The sequence below is a fragment of the Burkholderia sp. 3C genome (assembly GCF_054589155.1).
Genome location: NZ_BAAILN010000044.1, coordinates 21,568 through 41,276, shown reverse-complemented (window position 1 = coordinate 41,276; position 19,709 = coordinate 21,568). Strand labels below are relative to the sequence as shown.

Below are 19,709 nucleotides of genomic sequence, written 5' to 3'. Positions count from 1 at the left end.
CGATCAATCCGTTCGGCGGCTCGCTCCGCACCTGATCCGGGCGCGATTTTCCGCACCGCGAACACGCGTTCGTCGCCGCCGCGCCACGCTTCTCAGAAACCACTTGCGGGGCCGATCGGCGTGACTACAATACGCGCCCGATGAGACCACACGCCTACCTGACCGCGCTGTCCTGCGCGGCGCTCGCCCTTGCTTCGCCAGCCGTTTCCGCGCTGCCCGCGCCCTTTGTCGGCGGGGAGGCGAGCGCCTATTTCGCGCATGTCGGTGACGCCTTCGGCGTGGCGGCCGAACTGGTGAACGGTGCACACCGGCGCGTGCTGGTGGCCGGGTATGCCTCGGTGTCGCCGGCGCTGGCCTCGGCCTTGTGCGAGGCACGTCGGCGCGGCGTGGCGGTGCGCGTGGTGCTCGACCGCTCGGCGCCGGCCGCGCGCTACAGCGGCGCGGCGTTTCTGGCCGAATCGGGCATCGACGTGGCGTTCGCGCGTCGGGCCGGCGCAACGCGCACGCCGTTCATCGTGGCGGACGACGCCGTGGCGATCGACACCGCCGTCACGCCGCCCGCCCACGGCCCATCCACCGCCGGTGATGGCGCCATGACCGTGCGTGCGCTGAACGTATTCCGCGACGTGCCGCAACTGGCGCAGGCCTATACACGTACGTTCTGGCAGTGGTATCGCGTGGCCGCCGGGGCGCGCTGACGCGTAACCCAAACACCTCAAACCGCGCACCGATCGAGGTAGCGGCCCGCGTCGTTCGCTTGCACAATAGCCGCTTCCACGACGAGGCAGACGATGGCGATCACGGTCGAAACTCTCCAGTTCGCGGCGCGCGACGGACGACCGTTGACGGGCTCGCTCTATCTTCCCCACCTGAACCCTGAACGGGCGGTGCTGATCAACAGCGCGCTCGGCATGCCGCGCGTGCGCTACGACGCGTTTGCGCGCAGCCTGGCCGAAGCCGGGTTCGCGGTCCTCAGCTACGACAATCGCGGCATCGGCGGTTCGCGCACGGCGGTGGCCGACACCGATCGCGTGACGCTGCGCCAATGGGGCGAAGCCGATCTGCCCGCCGCGCTCGATTGCCTGGCCACCCACGCGCCCGCGGCGCGCCTGTTCGCGCTCGGCCATGCGACGGGCGGCCGCCTGCTGGGCCTTGCGCCGAACCTCGGGCGGCTGGCCGGCATCGCGACGGTGGCCGCCGGCACCGGCTATTGCGGCGATGCGCGTGGCGCGGCGGGCATCGCGCTTGCGTTCGCCACCTACGTGGCGCTGCCGCTGGCCGGCCGCTTCATGACGCGCGTGCCGGGCCGCCTGCTCGGCGCCGAAGCCGACGTGCCGGCCGGCATCGCGCTCGATTGCGCCGTTGGCGGGCGGGGGCCGGGCGGCCGCGTGGCGGCGGCGGGCCGGGAAATGCGCGCCGGCTTCGATGCCTATCGCGGCCCGCTGCTGGCCTATGCCGTCGAGGACGACCCGTTCGCGCCGCCCGCCGCCGTGGCCGCGCTGCACCGGCGCTTCACCGCCGCGGAGGTCGAATTCCGCACCCTCGCGCCGCACCCGGGCCAACGCCCGATCGGCGCGGTCGGCTATTTCCGCGACGACAATCGCGCGCTCTGGCCGTCGCTGGCCGCCTGGTTCGGCGCACGCTGAACGGGCAGCGCGCGAGATCTCCTCACGATCGACGCTGGCGCGATGCGACGCGAGGCTGCTACAGTCGTCGGTCCCGCCCTCAACCAGAGTGAGTGTCAGATGAAGCTGATTGGAATGCTGGATTCCCCGTACGTTCGCCGCAGCGCCGTGTCCGCCAAGCTGCTCGGGCTGTCGTTCGAGCACCTGCCGCTGTCGGTGTTTCGTCATTTCGACCAGTTCAAGGCCGTGAACCCGGTCGTGAAAGCGCCGACGCTGCTGACCGACGACGGCACGATGGTGCTCGACTCGTCGCTCATCGTCGACTATCTCGACCACCTCGTCGAGCCGTCCAAACGGCTGATGCCCGACGACGCGGCCGCGCGGTTGCGCTCGATCGAACTGATCGGCCTCGCACTCGTCGCCGCCGAGAAGACGGTGCAGGTGGTGTACGAGAACAACATGCGCCCCGACGAAAAGGTGCATCGGCCGTGGCTCGACCGCCTAGTCGAGCAGGTCGACGCCGCTTACGGCGCGCTCGAGAAGCGCATTCTCGGCACCACCGGCTGGCTGCTCGGCGAGCGCATCACCCAGGCCGACGTGACGGTGGCCGTGGCGTGGCGCTTCACGCAGGCGGAGCGCGCCCACCAGCGCGATCTGGCGCCGTTCGATGCGCAGCGCTTCCCGACCATCGCCGCGCTGTCGGCGCGCGCCGAGCAACTGCCGGAGTTCGTCAGCACGCCGCCCGACTGAGCGGGGGCGGCAAACCTAGGGTTGCCACCGATTGTTCGCGCAGGCAAACAACTGACTTCGTGTGCAGCCCATTTATCCGCGGGCTGCCGGTTCGTAGAATTCGTCGGGTCAGTTCATCGTCCCGTCGGAGCCCGTCATGCGAACCCTCATCGAAAATCGTCTGTATCACCCGTCCGTCGTGCTGCCGATGGTGTCGTTGATGCAACTGATGGTGACGCACGACTTCAACCTGAGCCAGGTCGGGTTCGTGGTGGCCGGGCGCGGGATGCGGGCCGTGGTCGAGCGTTCGCGCTCGTTCGTGACCTGCATGGCCTGCCGGCACGGCGGTTGCACGGCGCATTGAAGCGCGCCGCGTCACCCGGCGCCGGACACGCCCACACCCCCGCCTCGGCGGGGGTGTTCGTTTTTGGGCGCCCGGAAATGACAACGCCGCGCCGGCTCTGGCGAGCTGGCGCGGCGTTGGGAACGGCGGAGGGGCTTGAGCCGGCTAAAGTGGCTGAAGTGGCCGAAGTGGCTTAAGCGCGGGCCGCCGATACGCTATGGTAAGCGTCGTTGTTATCTTCTTCCGCCTGTTCGCGCAGTTCGCGAACCAGGGCATGCGCCTCGCGGCGCGATGCCACGGCCGGCGGCGAACCGGCCAGCGGCTGGCGGGCCGTTTCCCGCAGGGCCAGCACCGAGATCGCACCGATCACGGCGGCGCCCATCAGGTAGTACGCCGGCATCATCGGGTTGCCGGTGCGTTCCACCAGCCAGGCCGCGACCAGCGGCGTCGTACCGCCGAACAGCGACACCGAGATATTGAAGCCGATCGCGAGCGCGCCGAAGCGGATCTCGGTCGGGAACAGCGCCGGCAGCGCCGACGGCATCACGCCGCAGAAGCACGACAGCATCACGCCGAGGATCATCAGGCCGCCGAACACCGGCAGCATCTCGCCCGTGCGGATCATCATCAGCGCGGGGATCGACAGCACCAGCAGGCCCACGCAACCGGCCAGCATGACCGGCTTGCGGCCGACCACGTCCGACAGGCGGCCTGCACCGATCGTCATCGGGATCATCAGCACCATGACCAGCAGCACCAGCGCCAGGCCGTGCGTTTCGTTGAAATGCAGGGTCGACGACAGGAAGCTCGGCAGATACGACAGCACCATGTAGTCGGTCACGTTGAAGATCAGCACGAGGCCCACGCACAGCAGCATCGCGTTGCGGTGCTTGACGAGCATGTCGAGGAATTTGACCTTCGGCATGGTCTTGTCCTGCGCCTCGCGCAGTTCGGCCTGACGCTTGAAGGCCGGGGTTTCCTCGAGCTTCATCCGGATATACAGGCCGATCAGACCAAGCGGGCCGGCCACCAGGAACGGCACGCGCCAGCCCCAGGAGGTCAGCGCGTCGTGCGGCAGCACGGCCGTAAGCAGCGTGACCACGCCCGCGCCGAGCACATAGCCGATCAGCGTGCCGCATTCCAGGAAGCTGCCCATGAAGCCGCGGCGCTTGTCGGTCGAGAATTCGGCGATGAAGGTGGCCGCACCGCCGTATTCGCCGCCGGTCGAGAAGCCCTGCACGAGGCGGGCGACCAGCAGCAGGATCGGGGCCAGGATGCCGATCGAGTCGTAGCTCGGGATCAGGCCGATCGAGAACGTGCCGAGCGCCATCAGGATCATGGTCATGGCGAGCACGCGTTGGCGGCCGATGCGATCGCCGAGCGGGCCGAACACCATGCCGCCGATCGGGCGCACCACGAAGGCGGCCGCGAACGTGCCGAAGGTGGCCAGCAACTGCGCGGACGGGTTGCTCGACGGGAAGAACACCTGGCCGAGCGTGACGGCGATGTAGCTGTAGACGCCGAAGTCGAACCATTCCATCGCATTGCCGATGGCCATGGCGCGCACGGCGCGCTTCAGCAGCGATTGATCGACGACGGTGATGTCGTTGACGGTGACGGGGGCGTCGCTGGACGACGCGGAGACAGCGGAAGGGCTGACGTGTGATGCAGTCAAGGTGAAGGCTCCTTTGACAGCGGACGATGCGCGTTGCCGGAAGGCGCGAGCATCGCCACGGTTTGCCGAGGAGCGCAGCGGCGTGGCAGCACGGAACGTCGGGCGCACGAAGACGCCGAGATCGGACGGGGCCGCGTGCGGCGCGCCAGTGGCCGCCGCGTCGATGCGCTCATGAGATTGCCGCCGGGCTGGCCTGACAAGGGGGACCGACGACGACCGGTACGCGGCGTGGCGCCTGCGACCGGAAACGAACCCTGGAAAGGGCGCTGAAACGAAGCAGGTGGGCCGAAAACGGCTGCCTGCCTGTGATCGATATTTCGTGCGACGAGACGGTGGCGGGAATTCCGCAAACGCTCGCTGCTCAAACAGAATGAACGAAATAGATAAATGAAAGAGCGGCTATAGTACCACGATCGCAGGAGATCGTGCAAATTGCCGGCTCAGCCCCGCCCGGTGGGGGATTGGCGGGAGATAATCCAGCCGGTGCCGGCACGGCGCTGGCGATGCGCGCGGGCGCGTTGCAGCGTCCGTTCCTGTCCGGTTTCCCTCGTCAATGTTCGCCGCCGCGAGTGGCCCTCGAATCCGTTTCCCGACCCATGCCCGACCTGATCAAGATCGCCGGATTGTTCGTTCTCACCGCCCTCGCCGAGATCGTCGGCTGCTATCTGCCGTGGCAGGTGCTCAAGGAGGGGCGCAGCGCGTGGCTGCTGGTGCCCGCGGCGGTATCGCTGGCGCTGTTCGCGTGGCTGCTGACGCTGCATCCGTCGGCCGCGGGGCGGACTTACGCGGCCTACGGCGGCGTGTATATCGCGGTGGCGCTCGGCTGGCTGCGGGTGGTCGACGGCGTGCCGCTGACACGCTGGGATACGGCCGGCGCCGTGCTGGCGCTGGCCGGTATGGCGGTGATTGCGCTTCAGCCGCGCGGCTGAAGGATGGCGCGGGCGCGGCGGGTCAAGCCGCCGGCGTGGCCGGCTCGGCTTCCTTGCGCCAGACGCAGGTGCCCTTGACCGACTTGTCGAGCTCGTCGAGCTGGGTTTGATGCGCGGCCAGTTCCTCGTCGCTGGCGGTCAGCACCGGCAGCGCGAGCGACGCCAGCGCGACGCGCGAGCCGCCGCCCGCGCCGCCTTCGTCGTCGCCATCGCCGAGCATGTCGATCACCAGGCTTTCCTGGCCGCGCGTCATCGCCAGATAGACCTCGGCCAGCAGCTCCGAGTCGAGCAGCGCGCCGTGCAGCGTGCGGTGCGCGTTGCTGATGCCGAAGCGGTCGCACAGCGCGTCGAGCGAATTGCGCTTGCCGGGGAACATCTGCTTGGCCTGCACCAGCGTGTCGATCACGCCGTCGCAGTGCTTGAGCAGCGGCGGCAGTTTCAGGCGCTCGAATTCGGCGTCGAGAAAGCCGATGTCGAACGGCGCGTTATGGATGATCAGCTCGCCGCCGCGCACGAAATCGCAGATCGCGTTGGCGACTTCGGCGAATTTCGGCTTGTCGCTGAGGAATTCGGTGGTCAGGCCGTGCACGGCCAGCGCGCCCGGATCGCTGTCGCGCTCGGGGTTCACGTAGAAGTGCAGATTGTTGCCGGTCAGCCGGCGGTTCAGCATTTCCACGCAGCCGATTTCGATGATGCGGTCGCCGGTGCGGGCATTCAGGCCGGTGGTTTCGGTGTCGAGGATGATCTGGCGCATGTCGGTAATTCAGTGAGGCCGGCGCGCGGGCCGGCGGTAACGAAGACGAAGCGGCAGGGGAGCGCGGCGCGTGCCGCCGCTCAGGCCTGCTGCGACAGCGAATCGACGCCGCGATTGGCGAGCGCGTCGGCGCGCTCGTTCTCGGCGTGGCCGGCGTGGCCCTTGACCCAGCGCCATTCGATCTCGTGGCCGGCGACCAGTTCGTCCAGCCGCTTCCAGAGATCGGCGTTCTTGACGGGCGTCTTGGCGGCCGTCACCCAGCCTTTTTTCTTCCAGCCGTGAATCCATTCGCTGATGCCTTTCTGCACATATTGCGAATCGGTATGCACGACCACCTGGCAGCGGCGCTTGAGCGCTTCGAGCGCCTTGATCACGGCGAGCAGCTCCATGCGGTTGTTGGTGGTGCCCGGCTCGCCGCCGAACAGTTCCTTTTCCTGGTCGCCGAAGCGCAGCAGGGCGCCCCAGCCGCCGGGGCCGGGGTTGCCCTTGCAGGCGCCGTCGGTATAGATATCGATCGATTGCAACGTCATGAATGCTCTTGATGGGTGGTAGGGGCCGCGGCCGGTGCGAGCGCGGGCGCACGCGCCGGCTTGCGAACCCGGATCGGGCCGACCGGGCGTATCTCGCGCACCCGCTTGACGGCCGTGACCATGTAAACAGCGCCGAAGATCGGCCACCAGCGGTCGCCGGCCGCTTCCATGAAGGCGTAGCGCGACATCCACTTGTCGGTGACCAGCGGCGGGCGATAGCAGCCGAAGCGGCCGCGCTCGATGTCGAAACCGAGCAGCTTCATCCAGTCCTTGAGGCGGATGAAGGCGATCGGATCGCGCGCGCCCGGCACGAACGGGCGTTTTGCGATGCGGCCGAACGATTGCCGCGCGCCCCACAGGCTCAATGAATTGAAGCCGGTGATCACGAGCCGGCCTTCCGGCATCAGCACGCGCTCGGCTTCGCGCAGCAGGCCGTGCGGATCGGCCGTGAATTCGAGCGTGTGCGGCATCACGATCAGATCGACGCTCTGCGATTCGAACGGCAGGTCGAGCAGGTCGCACCAGACGGTGCTGCGGCCGACCGGCGCATGATGCGGGCCGGGCGGGTCGCCGGCCCACGGAAAGCGGAACGGCGCGCTGGCGCCGCTGGCCGGATCGAGCACCAGCCCGCGGCCGGGCATGCGGTTCTCGCGCAGGGAATCGAGCTGGGGCAGGCCCAGTTGCAAGGCGTGGAAGCCGAACACGTCGGACACCACGCGGTCGAGCTGGGCCTGTTCCCACTCGAGCACGTAGCGGCCGGGCGGCGAAGCGCTCCAGGCGGGCCAGTCTATAATCGGACGGTCTGACATATCGATTGAGTGCGCGCCCATGAACGAGCTGGAATACGTGCCGGTACCGGCATTCGATGACAACTATATCTGGCTCGTGTCGGATGGCAGCGACGCGATCGCCGTCGATCCGGGCGACGCCGCCCCGGTGCGTCGGTATCTCGATGCGCGGGGCTGGCGGCTAGCCGCTATTCTACTCACCCACCATCATGCCGACCACGTCGGCGGCGTCGCCGCGCTGCTCGACGACCCGAAGCAGGGCGACCCCGTGCCCGTCTACGGCCCGGCCGGCGAGGACATCGCGCAAGTCACGGTGCCGCTCGCGGGCGGCGCGCGCGTGGCGATCGGCAAGCCGGCGCTCGAATTCACGGTGCTCGACGTGCCGGGCCACACGCGCGGCCACATCGCGTTTTACCAGGCCGCCGGCGCGGCGAACCGCGCGCCGCACCTGTTCTGCGGCGACACGCTGTTCTCGTGCGGCTGCGGCCGGCTGTTCGAGGGCACGCCGGCGCAGATGCTGGCCTCGCTCGACGCCTTGGCCGCGCTGCCGGGCGAAACCCAGGTGCACTGCGCGCACGAATACACGCTCTCGAACATCCGCTTCGCGCTCGCGTGCGAGCCCGACAACGCGGCGCTGGCCGCCTGGCGCGACGACGCCCAGGCGCGCCGCGCGCGCGGCGTGCCCACGCTGCCCACCACCATCGCCCACGAGCGTGCCGTCAATCCGTTCCTGCGCGCCGACAGCCCGGCGATCGCCGCGACGCTCGAAGCCGAGCTGCACGAGGCGCCGGCCGACCGGCTCGCCGCCTTCACGATGATGCGCGAGTGGAAGAACCGCTTCCGCTGATCGTTCCACTATCCGCTGCCGCTGTTCCCGACCTGTCTTCGCGTAGGGCCGCCGCCTCGCGAGGCCGGCGGCCCGCGCGCAACAATTCTCAATGTTTCGATGGCGCGAAGCGGCGCATGATCGGGCGACGGCCATCAGAAACTGCCTGATTCGATTCAGCCAATGCTCAAGCTGAATCTGGAGAATGCGCCCCAAATACCGGATTTATTGGCATTTTTCGGCGTTTTTATTGACGCGATGCTCGGGCCACCTTACTATCGCCTGCAATTTTCAGCCGTTGGAAGCCGAGATTTACATGCGATTTCTGATCAGTGCGATGTTGGTCCTGTTGCTGGCCGCTTGTGCGAGCCCCGGGCCTGACGTCCCCGCCGCCGCCGCTTCCAATCCGCAGGCCGCCTCCGATTTTCTCCGCAAGTCCGCCACCTCGAAGGAAACCGTCGACGTCGACAAGCAGTCGGTCGGCGACCTGACGACCAAGGATTCCGATCTGTGGGCGCGCATTCGCCGTGGTTTTCAGATGCCGGACCTGCAGAGCGACCTCGTCGACATGCAGACCACCTGGTACACGGAGCGTCCCGACTACGTGCAGCGCATGACCGAGCGCTCGCAGAAGTACCTCTATCACATCGTCGAGGAGCTCGAGGCGCGCAACATGCCGACCGAGCTGGCGCTGCTGCCGTTCATCGAATCGGCCTACAACCCGCAGGCGCTGTCGGTGGCGAAGGCGGCCGGCATGTGGCAGTTCATTCCCGGCACGGGCCGCACCTACAACCTCAAGCAGAACATGTGGCAGGACGAGCGGCGCGACGTGCTGGCCTCGACCAGCGCGGCGCTCGATTACCTGTCGCGCCTGCATGACATGTTCGGCGACTGGTATCTGGCGCTGGCCGCGTACAACTGGGGCGAGGGCAACGTGCAGCGCGCGATCGCGCGCAATCAGGCGGCCGGCCTGCCGACCGACTACCAAAGCCTGCGCATGCCGAACGAGACGCGCAACTACGTGCCGAAGCTCCAGGCGGTCAAGAACATCATCGCGAATCCGCAGCAATACGGCCTGACGCTGCCCGATATCCCGAACCACCCGTATTTCGTGACGGTCACCACGTCGCACGACATCGACGTCAAGATGGCCGCCCAGTTGTCGGGCCTGTCGCTCGAGGAATTCAAGGCGCTGAACCCGTCGTTCTCGAAGCCGGTGATCGTCGGCGCGACGCAGCCGCAAATCCTGCTGCCGTTCGACAACGCATCGCAGTTCGAGAAGGGCCTGAAGTCGTACGGTGGCCAGCTGTCGTCGTGGACCACTTACACGGTGACCGAGCGCGCGCGCCCGGCGGCGATCGCCGAGAAGATCGGCGTGGACGCCGATACGCTGATGGCCGTCAACAAGATTCCGGCCGGCATGCGCCTGAAGCCCGGTTCGACGATCGTGGTGCCGCGCGCCGACGACGACGACGAGGACATCAGCGCCGACGTGGCCGAGAACGGCGCGCTGGCCATGGAAGCGGATGTGCCCGACACGCGCAAGATGCTGATCCGGGTGCGCCGCAAGCAGACGATGGCGTCGCTGGCCGGCCGCTACGGCGTGTCGGTCGGGCAGTTGCATGCCTGGAACCGCACGCGCCGCGACATGGTGATGCCGGGCCAGACCATGGTGCTGCATGTGCCGGTGGGCCGTGCGGTGCCGGCCGAGCCGGGGCCGGAGCGGATCGCCACCACGACGGGCGGCGCCCGCATCGAGCGCGCCAGCCTGCGCTCGGGCGGCAAGGTCGTGCGCCGCGCGCCGGTCAAGGCCGCCGCCAAGCAGCCGGTTCGCAGCAGCAAGCCGGCCGCCAAGTCCGCCTCGCGCAAAACCAACAAGAAATAACGCGAATCGGTCGCTGCGCGCGAGGGGCTTTCGCCCGATTCGCCGCGCGTCGCTTATGATCCCGCTCCCACGCCGTCACCGAGGTGACGGCGTTTTCGTTTGGCGTGGCCGTTCGCGAGCGCGGGCGGTGGTTTCGAGGTGCCTATGTCGTCCATCAAGCTGCGCGTGTTCGTGCTGTTCTCGCTCGGTTATTTCGTGTCCTATGTGTTTCGTGGCGTCAATCTCGGCTTCGCGCCGCTGATCACGCACGACCTCGGGCTGTCGGCCGCCGATCTCGGCCTGCTGACGAGCCTGTATTTCCTGGGTTTCGCCGGCGCGCAGATTCCGGCCGGCGTTCTGCTCGACCATTTCGGGCCGCGCCGCGTGACGGCGGCGATGTTGTTGTTCGCGGCGGCCGGCATCGCCGTGTTCGGCATGGCGCACGGCATCGGGGCGATGATGGCCGGCCGGTTGCTGATCGGGGTGGGGGTGTCGGTCTGCCTGGGCGCCGCGTTCAAGGCGATCGCCGAGCAGTTCGCGCTGGCGCGCTTGCCGCTCGTCAACGGCTTCGTGATGGCGGTGGGCGGCTTCGGCGGCGTGGCGGTCGGCTCGCCGCTGGCCTGGACGCTCGGCTTCATGGGCTGGCGCGCCATGTGCGCGGCGCTCGCGGTGTTCACCGTGGCGGTCGCCGCGCTGATCTGGCTCGGCGCGCCCGATGCCGTACGCACGCACCGACAGGCCGGCATCGCGAGCCAGTTCAAGGGCACCTGGCACATCCTGTGCAGCCCGGCGTTTTGGAAGATCGCGTCGTTCTCGGTGGTGACGCAGGGCGTGTTCTATGCGATGCAGTCGCTGTGGGTGGGCGCCTGGATGCGCGACGTGATGGGCTTCGCGCCGCACGAGGCGGCGGCGCTGGTTTCGGTGATCGGCCTCGCGATGATGGCCGGCAGCGTGGGCACCGGCGTGGCGGCGCGCTGGCTGGAAGGGCACGGCGTGTCGGTCTACGCGTTCTGCGGGATCGGCATGGGCTGCTTCGTGCTGACCCAGATCGCGATCATGCTCGGCGCGCCGCTGCCGGCGGGGGTGCTGTGGGCCGCCTACGGCGCGTTCGGCGGTATCGGCATCCTCAGCTACGCGATTCTGGCCGAGCATTTCCCCGTTCACTTGATCGGCCGTGCGAACACCACGCTGACGCTGGTGATCTTCGTGCTGATCTTCGGTTTCCAGTTGGGCGTCGGCGCGGTGCTGTCGCAATGGCCGACGCAGGGCGGGCACTACCCGCGCGCCGCCCATCTGGTGGCGTGGGGCGTGCTGGTGGCGCTGCAGATCGCCGGCGCGATCTGGTACGTATTGCCGGGGCGGCCGGGGCGGGCGCGAACCGGCGTCGAACCGGGCGCATCGTGAGCCGGGGCGGGCAGGGCGGGTGTTCCGGGCCGCCTGTCAAACCCCTGTCACACAATGCCGGGTAAGTCAGATTTGAGATAGTCGGGGTTTCACGCTATAATTTGAAGGTTTGCGCAATTCAACCCCGCACCCTAGCGCCTACCTCCAAATCCCCGTCTTCCGCCGCCTGCCGCCCGGCACGCGACGCCGCCGAATGCAGCCCGCGCTTTTAGCCAGCGCGCGCGTTCCTGGCGCGTCTTCCGGGTGAGCCGAGCGAGCGCCGGCGACCGCCTCCCGAGAGGCGAACCGGCCAGCGGCAGGTCGACAGGTCGGCAGCAAGGGTGTCCCCCAAGGAGCCTCCCGTGTTGCCGTCTTTTTCTCCCGCTTTGCTCGCTCTCGCCGACGGCACGGTGTTTCGCGGTTATTCGATTGGCGCGCCCGGCCATACGATCGGCGAAGTCGTGTTCAATACCGCGATCACCGGCTATCAGGAAATCCTGACCGACCCGAGCTATGCGCGGCAGATCGTCACGCTTACCTATCCGCACATCGGTAATGTCGGCGTGAACCGCGAAGACGTCGAAGCCACCAAGGTTCACGCAGCCGGCCTGATCATTCGCGACCTGCCGGTGCTCGCCTCGAACTTCCGCATGGACCAGACCCTCGACGCCTACCTGCGCGCCGAAGGCGTGGTCGCCATCGCCGGCATCGATACCCGCAAGCTGACCCGCGTGCTGCGCGACAAGGGCGCGCAGGGCGGCTGCATCCTGGCCGGTTCCGACGACGAAGCGAAGGCGATCGAGCTGGCGCGCTCGTTCCCGGGCCTGGCCGGCATGGATCTGGCCAAGGTCGTCTCGACCGATAAACCGTTCGCCTGGAAGCAGACCGAATGGCGCCTCGAAGGCGGCTACGGCGAGCAGACCGCGCCGCGCTACAAGGTCGTGGCATACGACTTCGGCGTGAAGTACAACATCCTGCGCATGCTGGCCGAACGCGGCTGCGACGTGACGGTGCTGCCGGCCCAGGCCAGCGCGGCCGACGCGCTCGCGCTGAATCCGGACGGCGTGTTCCTGTCGAATGGCCCCGGCGATCCGGAACCGTGCGACTACGCGATCGCGGCGACCAAGGCATTCATCGAGCGCGGCGTGCCGACCTTCGGCATCTGCCTCGGCCACCAGATCATGGGCCTCGCGGTCGGCGCCAAGACGCTGAAGATGAAAACCGGCCATCACGGCGCGAACCACCCGGTCAAGGATCTGACCGACGGCCGCGTGGTGATCACGTCGCAGAACCACGGCTTCGCGGTCGATGCCGATTCGCTGCCGGCCAACGCGCGCGCGACCCACGTCTCGCTGTTCGACGGCACGCTGCAAGGCTTCGAGCTGACCGACAAGCCGGCGTTCTGCTTCCAGGGCCACCCGGAAGCCTCGCCCGGCCCGCACGATATCGGCTACCTGTTCGATCGCTTCACGGCGTTGATGGACAAGGCCAAGGCGCACGGCGCCTGAGCGAAGAACGGAGACGGCGCATCATGTTCGGTCATGCACTCGGGATCACGGATTTCTGGACCTACGTCGTGGGCGTGGTGTTCATCATCCTGCTGCCCGGCCCGAATTCGATGTACGTGCTGTCGCTCGCGGCGCAGCGCGGGGTCAAGGCCGGCTATCGTGCCGCGTGCGGCGTGTTCGTCGGCGACACCGTCCTGATGGTGTTGTCGGCGGCCGGCGTCGCGTCGCTGCTGAAGGCCAACCCGCTGCTGTTCTCGGTCGTCAAGTACGGCGGCGCCGGTTATCTGTTCTACATCGGGTTCAACATGCTGCGCAGCGGCTGGCAGGCCCTGCGCGCCGCGCGCAACGGCACGCCCGTCGCCAGCGCCCCGGCCGCCAACGCACGCCCGGTGGACGGCGAGCGGCCGTTCCGCAAGGCGCTGGTCGTCAGCCTGCTGAACCCGAAGGCGATCCTGTTCTTCATTTCGTTCTTCATTCAGTTCGTCGATCCGACCTACCGGTATCCGGTGGTGTCGTTCGTCGTGCTGGGCGCGATCTCGCAGTTCGCGAGCTTTTTGTACCTGAGCACGCTGATCTTCGCGGGCGCGCGTCTTGCCGAACAGTTTCGCCGCCGCCGCAAGCTCGCGGCGGGCGCGGCGAGCGGCGTGGGCAGTCTGTTCATCGGCTTCGGCCTCAAGCTCGCCTTCGCGACGCTCCGATGACCGACTCCGCCGCCGCCACGCATTAACGATTACCTATTGAATATTCGAGCCATGCCAAAACGCACAGACATCAAGAGCATCCTCATCATCGGCGCCGGCCCGATCATCATCGGCCAGGCGTGCGAGTTCGACTACTCGGGCGCGCAGGCATGCAAGGCGCTGCGCGAGGAGGGCTACAAGGTCATCCTCGTCAACAGCAACCCGGCGACGATCATGACCGACCCGAACACGGCCGACGTCACGTACATCGAGCCGATCACGTGGGAAGTGGTGGAGCGCATCATCGCCAAGGAGCGCCCGGACGCGATCCTGCCGACCATGGGCGGCCAGACCGCGCTGAACTGCGCGCTCGACCTGCACCACCACGGCGTGCTGGAAAAGTACAAGGTCGAGCTGATCGGTGCCTCGCCGGAAGCCATCGACAAGGCGGAAGACCGCCAGAAGTTCAAGGACGCGATGACCAAGATCGGCCTCGGTTCGGCCAAGTCGGGCGTCGCGCATTCGATGGAAGAAGCGCTGCAGGTGCAGGCGGAAATCGCCGCGCTGACCGGCAGCAGCGGCTATCCGACCGTGATCCGCCCGTCGTTCACGCTGGGCGGCTCGGGCGGCGGCATCGCCTACAACCGCGAGGAATTCGAGGAAATCTGCAAGCGCGGCCTCGACCTCTCGCCCACCCGCGAGCTGCTGATCGAGGAATCGCTGCTGGGCTGGAAGGAATACGAGATGGAAGTGGTTCGCGACCGCGCGGACAACTGCATCATCGTCTGTTCGATCGAAAACCTCGACCCGATGGGCGTGCACACCGGCGACTCGATCACCGTCGCACCGGCCCAGACGCTGACCGACAAGGAATACCAGATCCTGCGTAACGCGTCGCTCGCGGTGCTGCGCGAGATCGGCGTCGACACCGGCGGCTCGAACGTCCAGTTCTCGATCAACCCGAAGGACGGCCGCATGGTCGTCATCGAAATGAACCCGCGCGTGTCGCGTTCGTCGGCGCTGGCCTCGAAGGCCACCGGCTTCCCGATCGCGAAGGTCGCGGCGAAGCTGGCGGTCGGCTACACGCTCGATGAACTGAAGAACGAAATCACGGGCGGCCAGACGCCGGCCTCGTTCGAGCCGACGATCGACTACGTCGTCACGAAGATCCCGCGTTTCGCGTTCGAGAAGTTCCGCGAAGCCGATTCGCGCCTGACCACGCAGATGAAGTCGGTCGGCGAAGTGATGGCGATCGGCCGCACGTTCCAGGAGTCGTTCCAGAAGGCGCTGCGCGGCCTCGAAGTGGGCGTCGACGGCCTCGACGAGAAGACCACCGACCGCGACGAGATCGTCCGCGAGATCGGCGAGCCGGGCCCGGATCGGATCTGGTACGTCGGCGATGCGTTCCGCGTCGGCTTGACGGCCGAGCAGATCTTCGAGGAAACCGCGATCGACCCGTGGTTCCTGGCTCAGATCGAACAGATCATCCAGAAGGAAGCGGCGCTGCGCGGCCGCACGCTGGCCAGCCTGTCGAAGGAAGAGCTGTTCTTCGTGAAGCAGAGCGGCTTCTCGGATCGTCGCCTGGCAACCCTGCTCGGCGCCAGCGCGGCCGACGTGCGTGCGCGCCGTCTCGAACTGAACGTGCGCCCAGTCTACAAGCGCGTGGACACCTGCGCGGCCGAGTTCGCCACCAAGACGGCCTACATGTACTCGACCTACGAGGAAGAGTGCGAGGCGCAGCCGACCAACAACAAGAAGATCATGGTGCTGGGCGGCGGCCCGAACCGGATCGGCCAGGGTATCGAGTTCGACTACTGCTGCGTGCACGCGGCGCTCGCGATGCGCGAGGACGGTTACGAAACCATCATGGTCAACTGCAACCCGGAAACCGTGTCGACCGACTACGACACGTCCGACCGCCTGTACTTCGAGCCGCTGACGCTCGAGGACGTGCTCGAAGTGGTCGACAAGGAAAAGCCGGTCGGCGTGATCGTGCAGTACGGCGGCCAGACGCCGCTGAAGCTCGCGCTCGATCTCGAAGCCGCGGGCGTGCCGATCGTCGGCACCTCGCCGGACATGATCGACGCCGCGGAAGATCGCGAGCGCTTCCAGAAGCTGCTGCAGGGCCTGGGCCTGCGCCAGCCGCCGAACCGCACCGCACGCGCCGAAGACGAAGCGCTCGCGCTGGCCGCCGAAATCGGCTACCCGCTGGTGGTGCGCCCGTCCTACGTGCTGGGTGGCCGCGCGATGGAAATCGTCCACGAGCCGCGCGACCTCGAACGCTACATGCGCGAGGCCGTCAAGGTGTCGCACGATTCGCCGGTGCTGCTCGACCGCTTCCTGAACGACGCGATCGAATGCGATGTCGATTGCATCTGCGACGGCGAAGCCGTGTTCATCGGCGGCGTGATGGAGCACATCGAACAGGCGGGGGTTCACTCGGGCGACTCGGCGTGTTCGCTGCCGCCGTACTCGCTGTCGCCGGAAACCGTGACCGAACTGAAGCGCCAGACCGGCGCGATGGCCCGTGCGCTGAACGTGGTCGGCCTGATGAACGTGCAGTTCGCGATCCAGCAAGTGCCGCAGGCGGATGGTTCGAAGGAAGACGTCATCTACGTGCTCGAAGTGAACCCGCGCGCCTCGCGCACGGTGCCGTACGTGTCGAAGGCCACCAGCCTGCCGCTCGCGAAGATCGCGGCGCGCGCGATGGTCGGTCAGAAGCTGGCCGACCAGGGCGTGACGAAGGAAGTCGTGCCGCCGTACTTCAGCGTCAAGGAAGCGGTGTTCCCGTTCGTCAAGTTCCCGACCGTCGACCCGGTGCTCGGACCTGAAATGCGTTCGACCGGCGAAGTGATGGGCGTTGGCCAGACCTTCGGCGAAGCGCTGTTCAAGTCGCAGCTCGCGGCCGGCTCGCGCCTGCCGGAATCGGGCACGGTGCTGCTGACCGTGATGGACGCCGACAAGCCGAAGGCCGTCGAAGTCGCTCGCATGCTGCATGACCTCGGCTACCCGATCGTCGCCACGCGCGGCACGGCTGCCGCGATCGAGGCGGCCGGTGTGCCGGTCAAGGTCGTCAACAAGGTGAAGGACGGCCGTCCGCACATCGTCGACATGATCAAGAACGGCGAGATCGCCCTGGTGTTCACGACGGTCGACGAGACGCGCACGGCGATCGCCGATTCGCGTTCGATCCGCATGAGCGCGCAGGCGCAGAAGGTGACGTACTACACGACGATGTCGGGCGCTCGCGCCGCGGTCGAAGGTTTGCGCTACCTGAAGGACCTCGAAGTCTATGATTTACAAGGTCTTCACGCTCGCCTAAACTAAGTCGTCGGGTTTTCCCAGGCACTCACAGGCCGCGGTTAGGCGGCGTTTCCGGTTCACCGGAAATGCGCTTAATCGCGGTGATTTTTTTTACGCCCGTTTTTTGTTATTGAGCCGTTTATGAGCACCATTCCGTTGACCAAGCGTGGCGCCGAACAACTGCGCGAGGAGCTGCAGCGCCTGAAATCGGTCGAGCGTCCGTCCGTGATCAATTCGATCGCCGAAGCACGCGCGCAGGGCGATCTGTCCGAAAACGCCGAATACGACGCCGCGAAAGAAAAGCAGGGTTTCATCGAGGGTCGGATCGCCGATCTCGAGTCGAAGCTGTCGGCGGCGCAAGTCATCGACCCGTCCTTGCTCGACGCGGAAGGGCGCGTCGTGTTCGCGGCCACTGTCGAACTCGAAGATCTCAAATCGGGCGACACCGTCAAATATCAGATCGTCGGCGACGACGAAGCCGATATCGACCACGGCCTGATTTCCATCAGCTCGCCGATCGCGCGTGCCCTGATCGGCAAGTCGGAAGGCGACGTGGCTGCGGTGCAGGCCCCGAGCGGCGTGCGCGAGTACGAGATCATCTCGGTCAGCTACATCTGATCGGGAGCGCTTCGATGCGCAACGCGCCCCGGTTGTTCCGTTTTCTCTCCACCGTCTGGGTCGGCAGCCTGCTTACGATCGGCTATGCGGTTGCGCCGGTGCTGTTCACCACGCTCGACCGCGTCGCAGCGGGCGGCGTGGCGGCACGCCTGTTCCGGATCGAGGGCCTGATCGGTGTGGTGTGCGGCGTCGTCATGCTGCTGATCGCGAACGCACGCGTGCGAGCGGGCGAGCGCGACTATCGCCGGCTGCGCGTGATCGTCGGCGCGATGCTGCTGTGCGTGCTGCTCGGGTATTTCGCGATCGAGCCGTTCATGGACGCGATGCGTCTGGCCGCGCAGGCGGCGGGCACCGATGTCGGCCATTCGGAATATGCAAGCCGCTTCGGCATGCTGCACGGCGTTTCGAGCCTGTTCTATCTGGTCGAAAGCGTGCTCGGTATCGGGCTGGTGTGGCGGCTGTCCGCAGCGGGCGAATCGCGTACCGCGGGTGCCTGAATGCCGTGCAGGCTGCGAGGCGTGATGCTCCGCGCCTGACGGCACCGGCAGCCGGGCATGCCTTGCGGCTTGCTTGCCCGGCCGGGTGCTGCCCGATACTTATTTGTCGTTCTGGAACGGGCGCTTCGTGCTTTGCTGGCGCTTCTTGGCGCGCTTGACCGTACCGCCCGCCGTTACGCGCTCGTTGCCGCGCACGACCACCTTGGTGGCTCGCGGCTTGCGAACCGGGCTGGCATCGGGCGAATGCTTGACGACCTTCACGACGCGCGGCGCGCGGCCACCCCGGCTTTCCGGCTCGCCGGCGGCGCGCTGCATCGCCGCTTCGCGAGCGCTCGGCGGGCCGCGGCGGCTGCGAGCCGGCGCCACTTCGGCCTGCTCGGGGCGCCAGATCACCAGCAGCTTGCCGATATGCTGGATCGGCGCGGCGTTCAGGCGATCGCAAATTTCTTCATAGATGGCGATGCGGGCGTCGCGTTCGTCGCCGAACACGCGGATCTTGATCAACTGGTGCGCGGCCAGGTGGACCTTGATCTCGGCCAGCACGGCGTCGGTCAGGCCTTCGGCGCCGATCAGCACGACGGGCTTCAGCGCGTGGGCTTGGGAACGCAGCGCGGAGCGCTCGACAGGGGAAAGCGAAAGGGCGGGCATCGGAACTCTTGAATCAATAGATCGGCGCGCCGCATGGGCGCGCTCGAAAACCACGTAAAATCGCTGCGGGACCGCCATCGAGGCGTCTGCCGCGCGAACAAGACGCGTATTATCCGCCAAAAGCGCGAGCTGACGGAACCATTGCACGATCGACGCCATTCATTGGGTGCTTCGATCGGCGAACGGTCCCGGCTCTGTGGTATTTGGCCGACATTTTTCCTCCTGCATGGCAAAGAACCGATTCAACCATTCGTGGCTGCACGACCATATCAACGACCCGTACGTCAAGCTGGCGCAACGGGAAGGCTATCGCGCACGCGCGGCCTACAAGCTCAAGGAAATCGACGAGCAGGACAAGCTGATCCGCCCCGGTCAGGTGATCGTCGACCTGGGTTCGACGCCCGGCAGCTGGAGCCAGTACGTGCGCAACAAGCTCGCGCAGGGCAAGCAGCGCGACGCCCAGCGTGACGGCGGGATCGACGGCACCATCATCGCGCTCGACATGCTGCCGATGGAGCCGATCGCCGACGTGCACTTCATCCAGGGCGATTTTCGCGAGGATGTGGTGCTGCATCAGCTCGAAGAAGTGCTGCAAGGCCGCGCCGTCGACCTTGTAATTTCGGACATGGCACCCAATCTGTCGGGCGTGGCGACTGCGGATGCGGCCCGGATCGAACACGTTTGCGATCTCGCGCTCGAATTCACACAGAACCATCTCAAACCGGATGGCGCCCTTTTGGTGAAATGCTTTCACGGCACGGGCTACAGCCAGATCGTCGAGAAGTTCAAGCATCAATTCCGTACGGTTGCACCGCGCAAGCCGAAAGCCTCGCGCGATAAATCGTCGGAGACGTTTATTTTGGGTCGGCATCTGAAACATCCGCGCTGACGGATGCGGCAGGCGCCGCAGGCCAGCCGGGAGCCTTGCCGGTCATGGGATTTGCCTATCGAAGCGTTTGGCGAAGCTTATGGCGATGGGCTACGGACTGGATTAGAATGCCTCAGGAGC

General features: G+C 66.9%; 20 protein-coding genes. 15 read left to right on the top strand and 5 right to left on the bottom strand.

The features are described from left to right. Positions 1-140 precede the first annotated feature (140 nt). From ACYP33_RS06655 to ACYP33_RS06640, 4 genes are all read left to right on the top strand, one after another. Positions 141-698, top strand: coding sequence for a phospholipase D-like domain-containing protein (locus ACYP33_RS06655; protein ID WP_459620516.1), 558 nt, complete (start codon positions 141-143; stop codon positions 696-698). A gap of 93 nt (positions 699-791) precedes the next feature. Next, on the top strand, positions 792-1,646 hold the full coding sequence (locus ACYP33_RS06650; RefSeq protein WP_459620514.1) for an alpha/beta hydrolase family protein: 855 nt from the start codon (positions 792-794) through the stop codon (positions 1,644-1,646). A 99-nt stretch (positions 1,647-1,745) separates the two neighbouring features. Then, the gene (locus ACYP33_RS06645; protein ID WP_414444549.1) at positions 1,746-2,375 is read left to right on the top strand and encodes a glutathione S-transferase family protein; all 630 of its coding nucleotides are present in this window, start codon (positions 1,746-1,748) and stop codon (positions 2,373-2,375) included. Between the two features lie 136 nt (positions 2,376-2,511). Then, the gene (locus tag ACYP33_RS06640) at positions 2,512-2,718 is read left to right on the top strand and encodes a hypothetical protein (protein WP_206127117.1); all 207 of its coding nucleotides are present in this window, start codon (positions 2,512-2,514) and stop codon (positions 2,716-2,718) included. Between the two features lie 172 nt (positions 2,719-2,890). Here the strand turns inward: ACYP33_RS06640 and proP are convergent, their stop codons facing one another. Then, complete coding sequence (proP, locus tag ACYP33_RS06635) at positions 2,891-4,372, bottom strand: glycine betaine/L-proline transporter ProP (protein ID WP_414444550.1); 1,482 nt, start codon at positions 4,370-4,372, stop codon at positions 2,891-2,893. Between the two features lie 596 nt (positions 4,373-4,968). Between proP and ACYP33_RS06630 the strand changes: the two genes are divergently transcribed. Further along, entirely contained in the window at positions 4,969-5,301 is a 333-nt protein-coding gene (locus ACYP33_RS06630; RefSeq protein ID WP_459621053.1) for a YnfA family protein, read from the top strand. A gap of 22 nt (positions 5,302-5,323) precedes the next feature. Here ACYP33_RS06630 and dnaQ read toward each other — a convergent pair whose 3' ends face one another. The 3 genes from dnaQ to ACYP33_RS06615 all read right to left on the bottom strand — a co-directional run bounded on the left by dnaQ (position 5,324) and on the right by ACYP33_RS06615 (position 7,394). Beyond that, a complete protein-coding gene (gene dnaQ / locus ACYP33_RS06625; protein ID WP_414449879.1) occupies positions 5,324-6,055 on the bottom strand; it encodes a DNA polymerase III subunit epsilon in 732 nt (243 codons plus the stop codon). Between the two features lie 80 nt (positions 6,056-6,135). Continuing rightward, positions 6,136-6,585 carry a ribonuclease HI gene (gene rnhA, locus ACYP33_RS06620; protein WP_459620510.1) on the bottom strand — a complete coding sequence of 150 codons (450 nt, stop codon included), beginning with the start codon at positions 6,583-6,585 and terminating at the stop codon, positions 6,136-6,138. Next, on the bottom strand, positions 6,582-7,394 hold the full coding sequence (locus ACYP33_RS06615; RefSeq protein ID WP_414444554.1) for a class I SAM-dependent methyltransferase: 813 nt from the start codon (positions 7,392-7,394) through the stop codon (positions 6,582-6,584). Before ACYP33_RS06615 ends, rnhA begins: the two co-directional genes overlap by 4 nt. Before the next feature lie 19 nt (positions 7,395-7,413). Here ACYP33_RS06615 and gloB point away from each other — a divergent pair, with 19 nt between their 5' ends. The 9 genes from gloB to ACYP33_RS06570 all read left to right on the top strand — a co-directional run bounded on the left by gloB (position 7,414) and on the right by ACYP33_RS06570 (position 18,052). Further along, positions 7,414-8,220 (top strand): hydroxyacylglutathione hydrolase, encoded by an 807-nt coding sequence (gene gloB, locus ACYP33_RS06610; RefSeq protein WP_459620508.1) that lies wholly within the window; start codon positions 7,414-7,416, stop codon positions 8,218-8,220. A 162-nt stretch (positions 8,221-8,382) separates the two neighbouring features. Beyond that, positions 8,383-8,580, top strand: a complete 198-nt coding sequence (locus ACYP33_RS06605) for a hypothetical protein (protein WP_414452006.1) — start codon at positions 8,383-8,385, stop codon at positions 8,578-8,580. Further along, a complete protein-coding gene (locus ACYP33_RS06600) occupies positions 8,516-10,084 on the top strand; it encodes a transglycosylase SLT domain-containing protein (protein ID WP_459620506.1) in 1,569 nt (522 codons plus the stop codon). The genes ACYP33_RS06605 and ACYP33_RS06600 overlap by 65 nt, the downstream gene beginning before the upstream one ends. Before the next feature lie 144 nt (positions 10,085-10,228). Continuing rightward, positions 10,229-11,467: an MFS transporter gene (locus ACYP33_RS06595; RefSeq protein ID WP_459620504.1), complete on the top strand. Its 1,239-nt coding sequence runs from the start codon at positions 10,229-10,231 to the stop codon at positions 11,465-11,467. Positions 11,468-11,808: 341 nt separating this feature from the next. Continuing rightward, a complete protein-coding gene (gene carA / locus ACYP33_RS06590; protein WP_414449873.1) occupies positions 11,809-12,954 on the top strand; it encodes a glutamine-hydrolyzing carbamoyl-phosphate synthase small subunit in 1,146 nt (381 codons plus the stop codon). Between the two features lie 23 nt (positions 12,955-12,977). After that, on the top strand, positions 12,978-13,655 hold the full coding sequence (gene leuE / locus ACYP33_RS06585; RefSeq protein WP_459620502.1) for a leucine efflux protein LeuE: 678 nt from the start codon (positions 12,978-12,980) through the stop codon (positions 13,653-13,655). 51 nt (positions 13,656-13,706) lie between these two features. Beyond that, the gene (gene carB, locus ACYP33_RS06580; RefSeq protein WP_459620501.1) at positions 13,707-16,961 is read left to right on the top strand and encodes a carbamoyl-phosphate synthase large subunit; all 3,255 of its coding nucleotides are present in this window, start codon (positions 13,707-13,709) and stop codon (positions 16,959-16,961) included. A gap of 117 nt (positions 16,962-17,078) precedes the next feature. Continuing rightward, entirely contained in the window at positions 17,079-17,555 is a 477-nt protein-coding gene (gene greA, locus ACYP33_RS06575) for a transcription elongation factor GreA (RefSeq protein WP_414444561.1), read from the top strand. A gap of 14 nt (positions 17,556-17,569) precedes the next feature. After that, positions 17,570-18,052, top strand: a complete 483-nt coding sequence (locus ACYP33_RS06570) for a DUF4149 domain-containing protein (RefSeq protein WP_459620499.1) — start codon at positions 17,570-17,572, stop codon at positions 18,050-18,052. Between the two features lie 99 nt (positions 18,053-18,151). On the opposite strand, the gene ACYP33_RS06565 is transcribed toward ACYP33_RS06570, so the two are convergent. Next, on the bottom strand, positions 18,152-18,700 hold the full coding sequence (locus ACYP33_RS06565; RefSeq protein WP_414451975.1) for a YhbY family RNA-binding protein: 549 nt from the start codon (positions 18,698-18,700) through the stop codon (positions 18,152-18,154). Positions 18,701-18,926: 226 nt separating this feature from the next. On the opposite strand from ACYP33_RS06565, the gene ACYP33_RS06560 reads away from it, so the two are divergent. After that, positions 18,927-19,589 (top strand): RlmE family RNA methyltransferase, encoded by a 663-nt coding sequence (locus ACYP33_RS06560; protein WP_414445550.1) that lies wholly within the window; start codon positions 18,927-18,929, stop codon positions 19,587-19,589. The last annotated feature ends 120 nt before the right edge of the window (positions 19,590-19,709 follow it).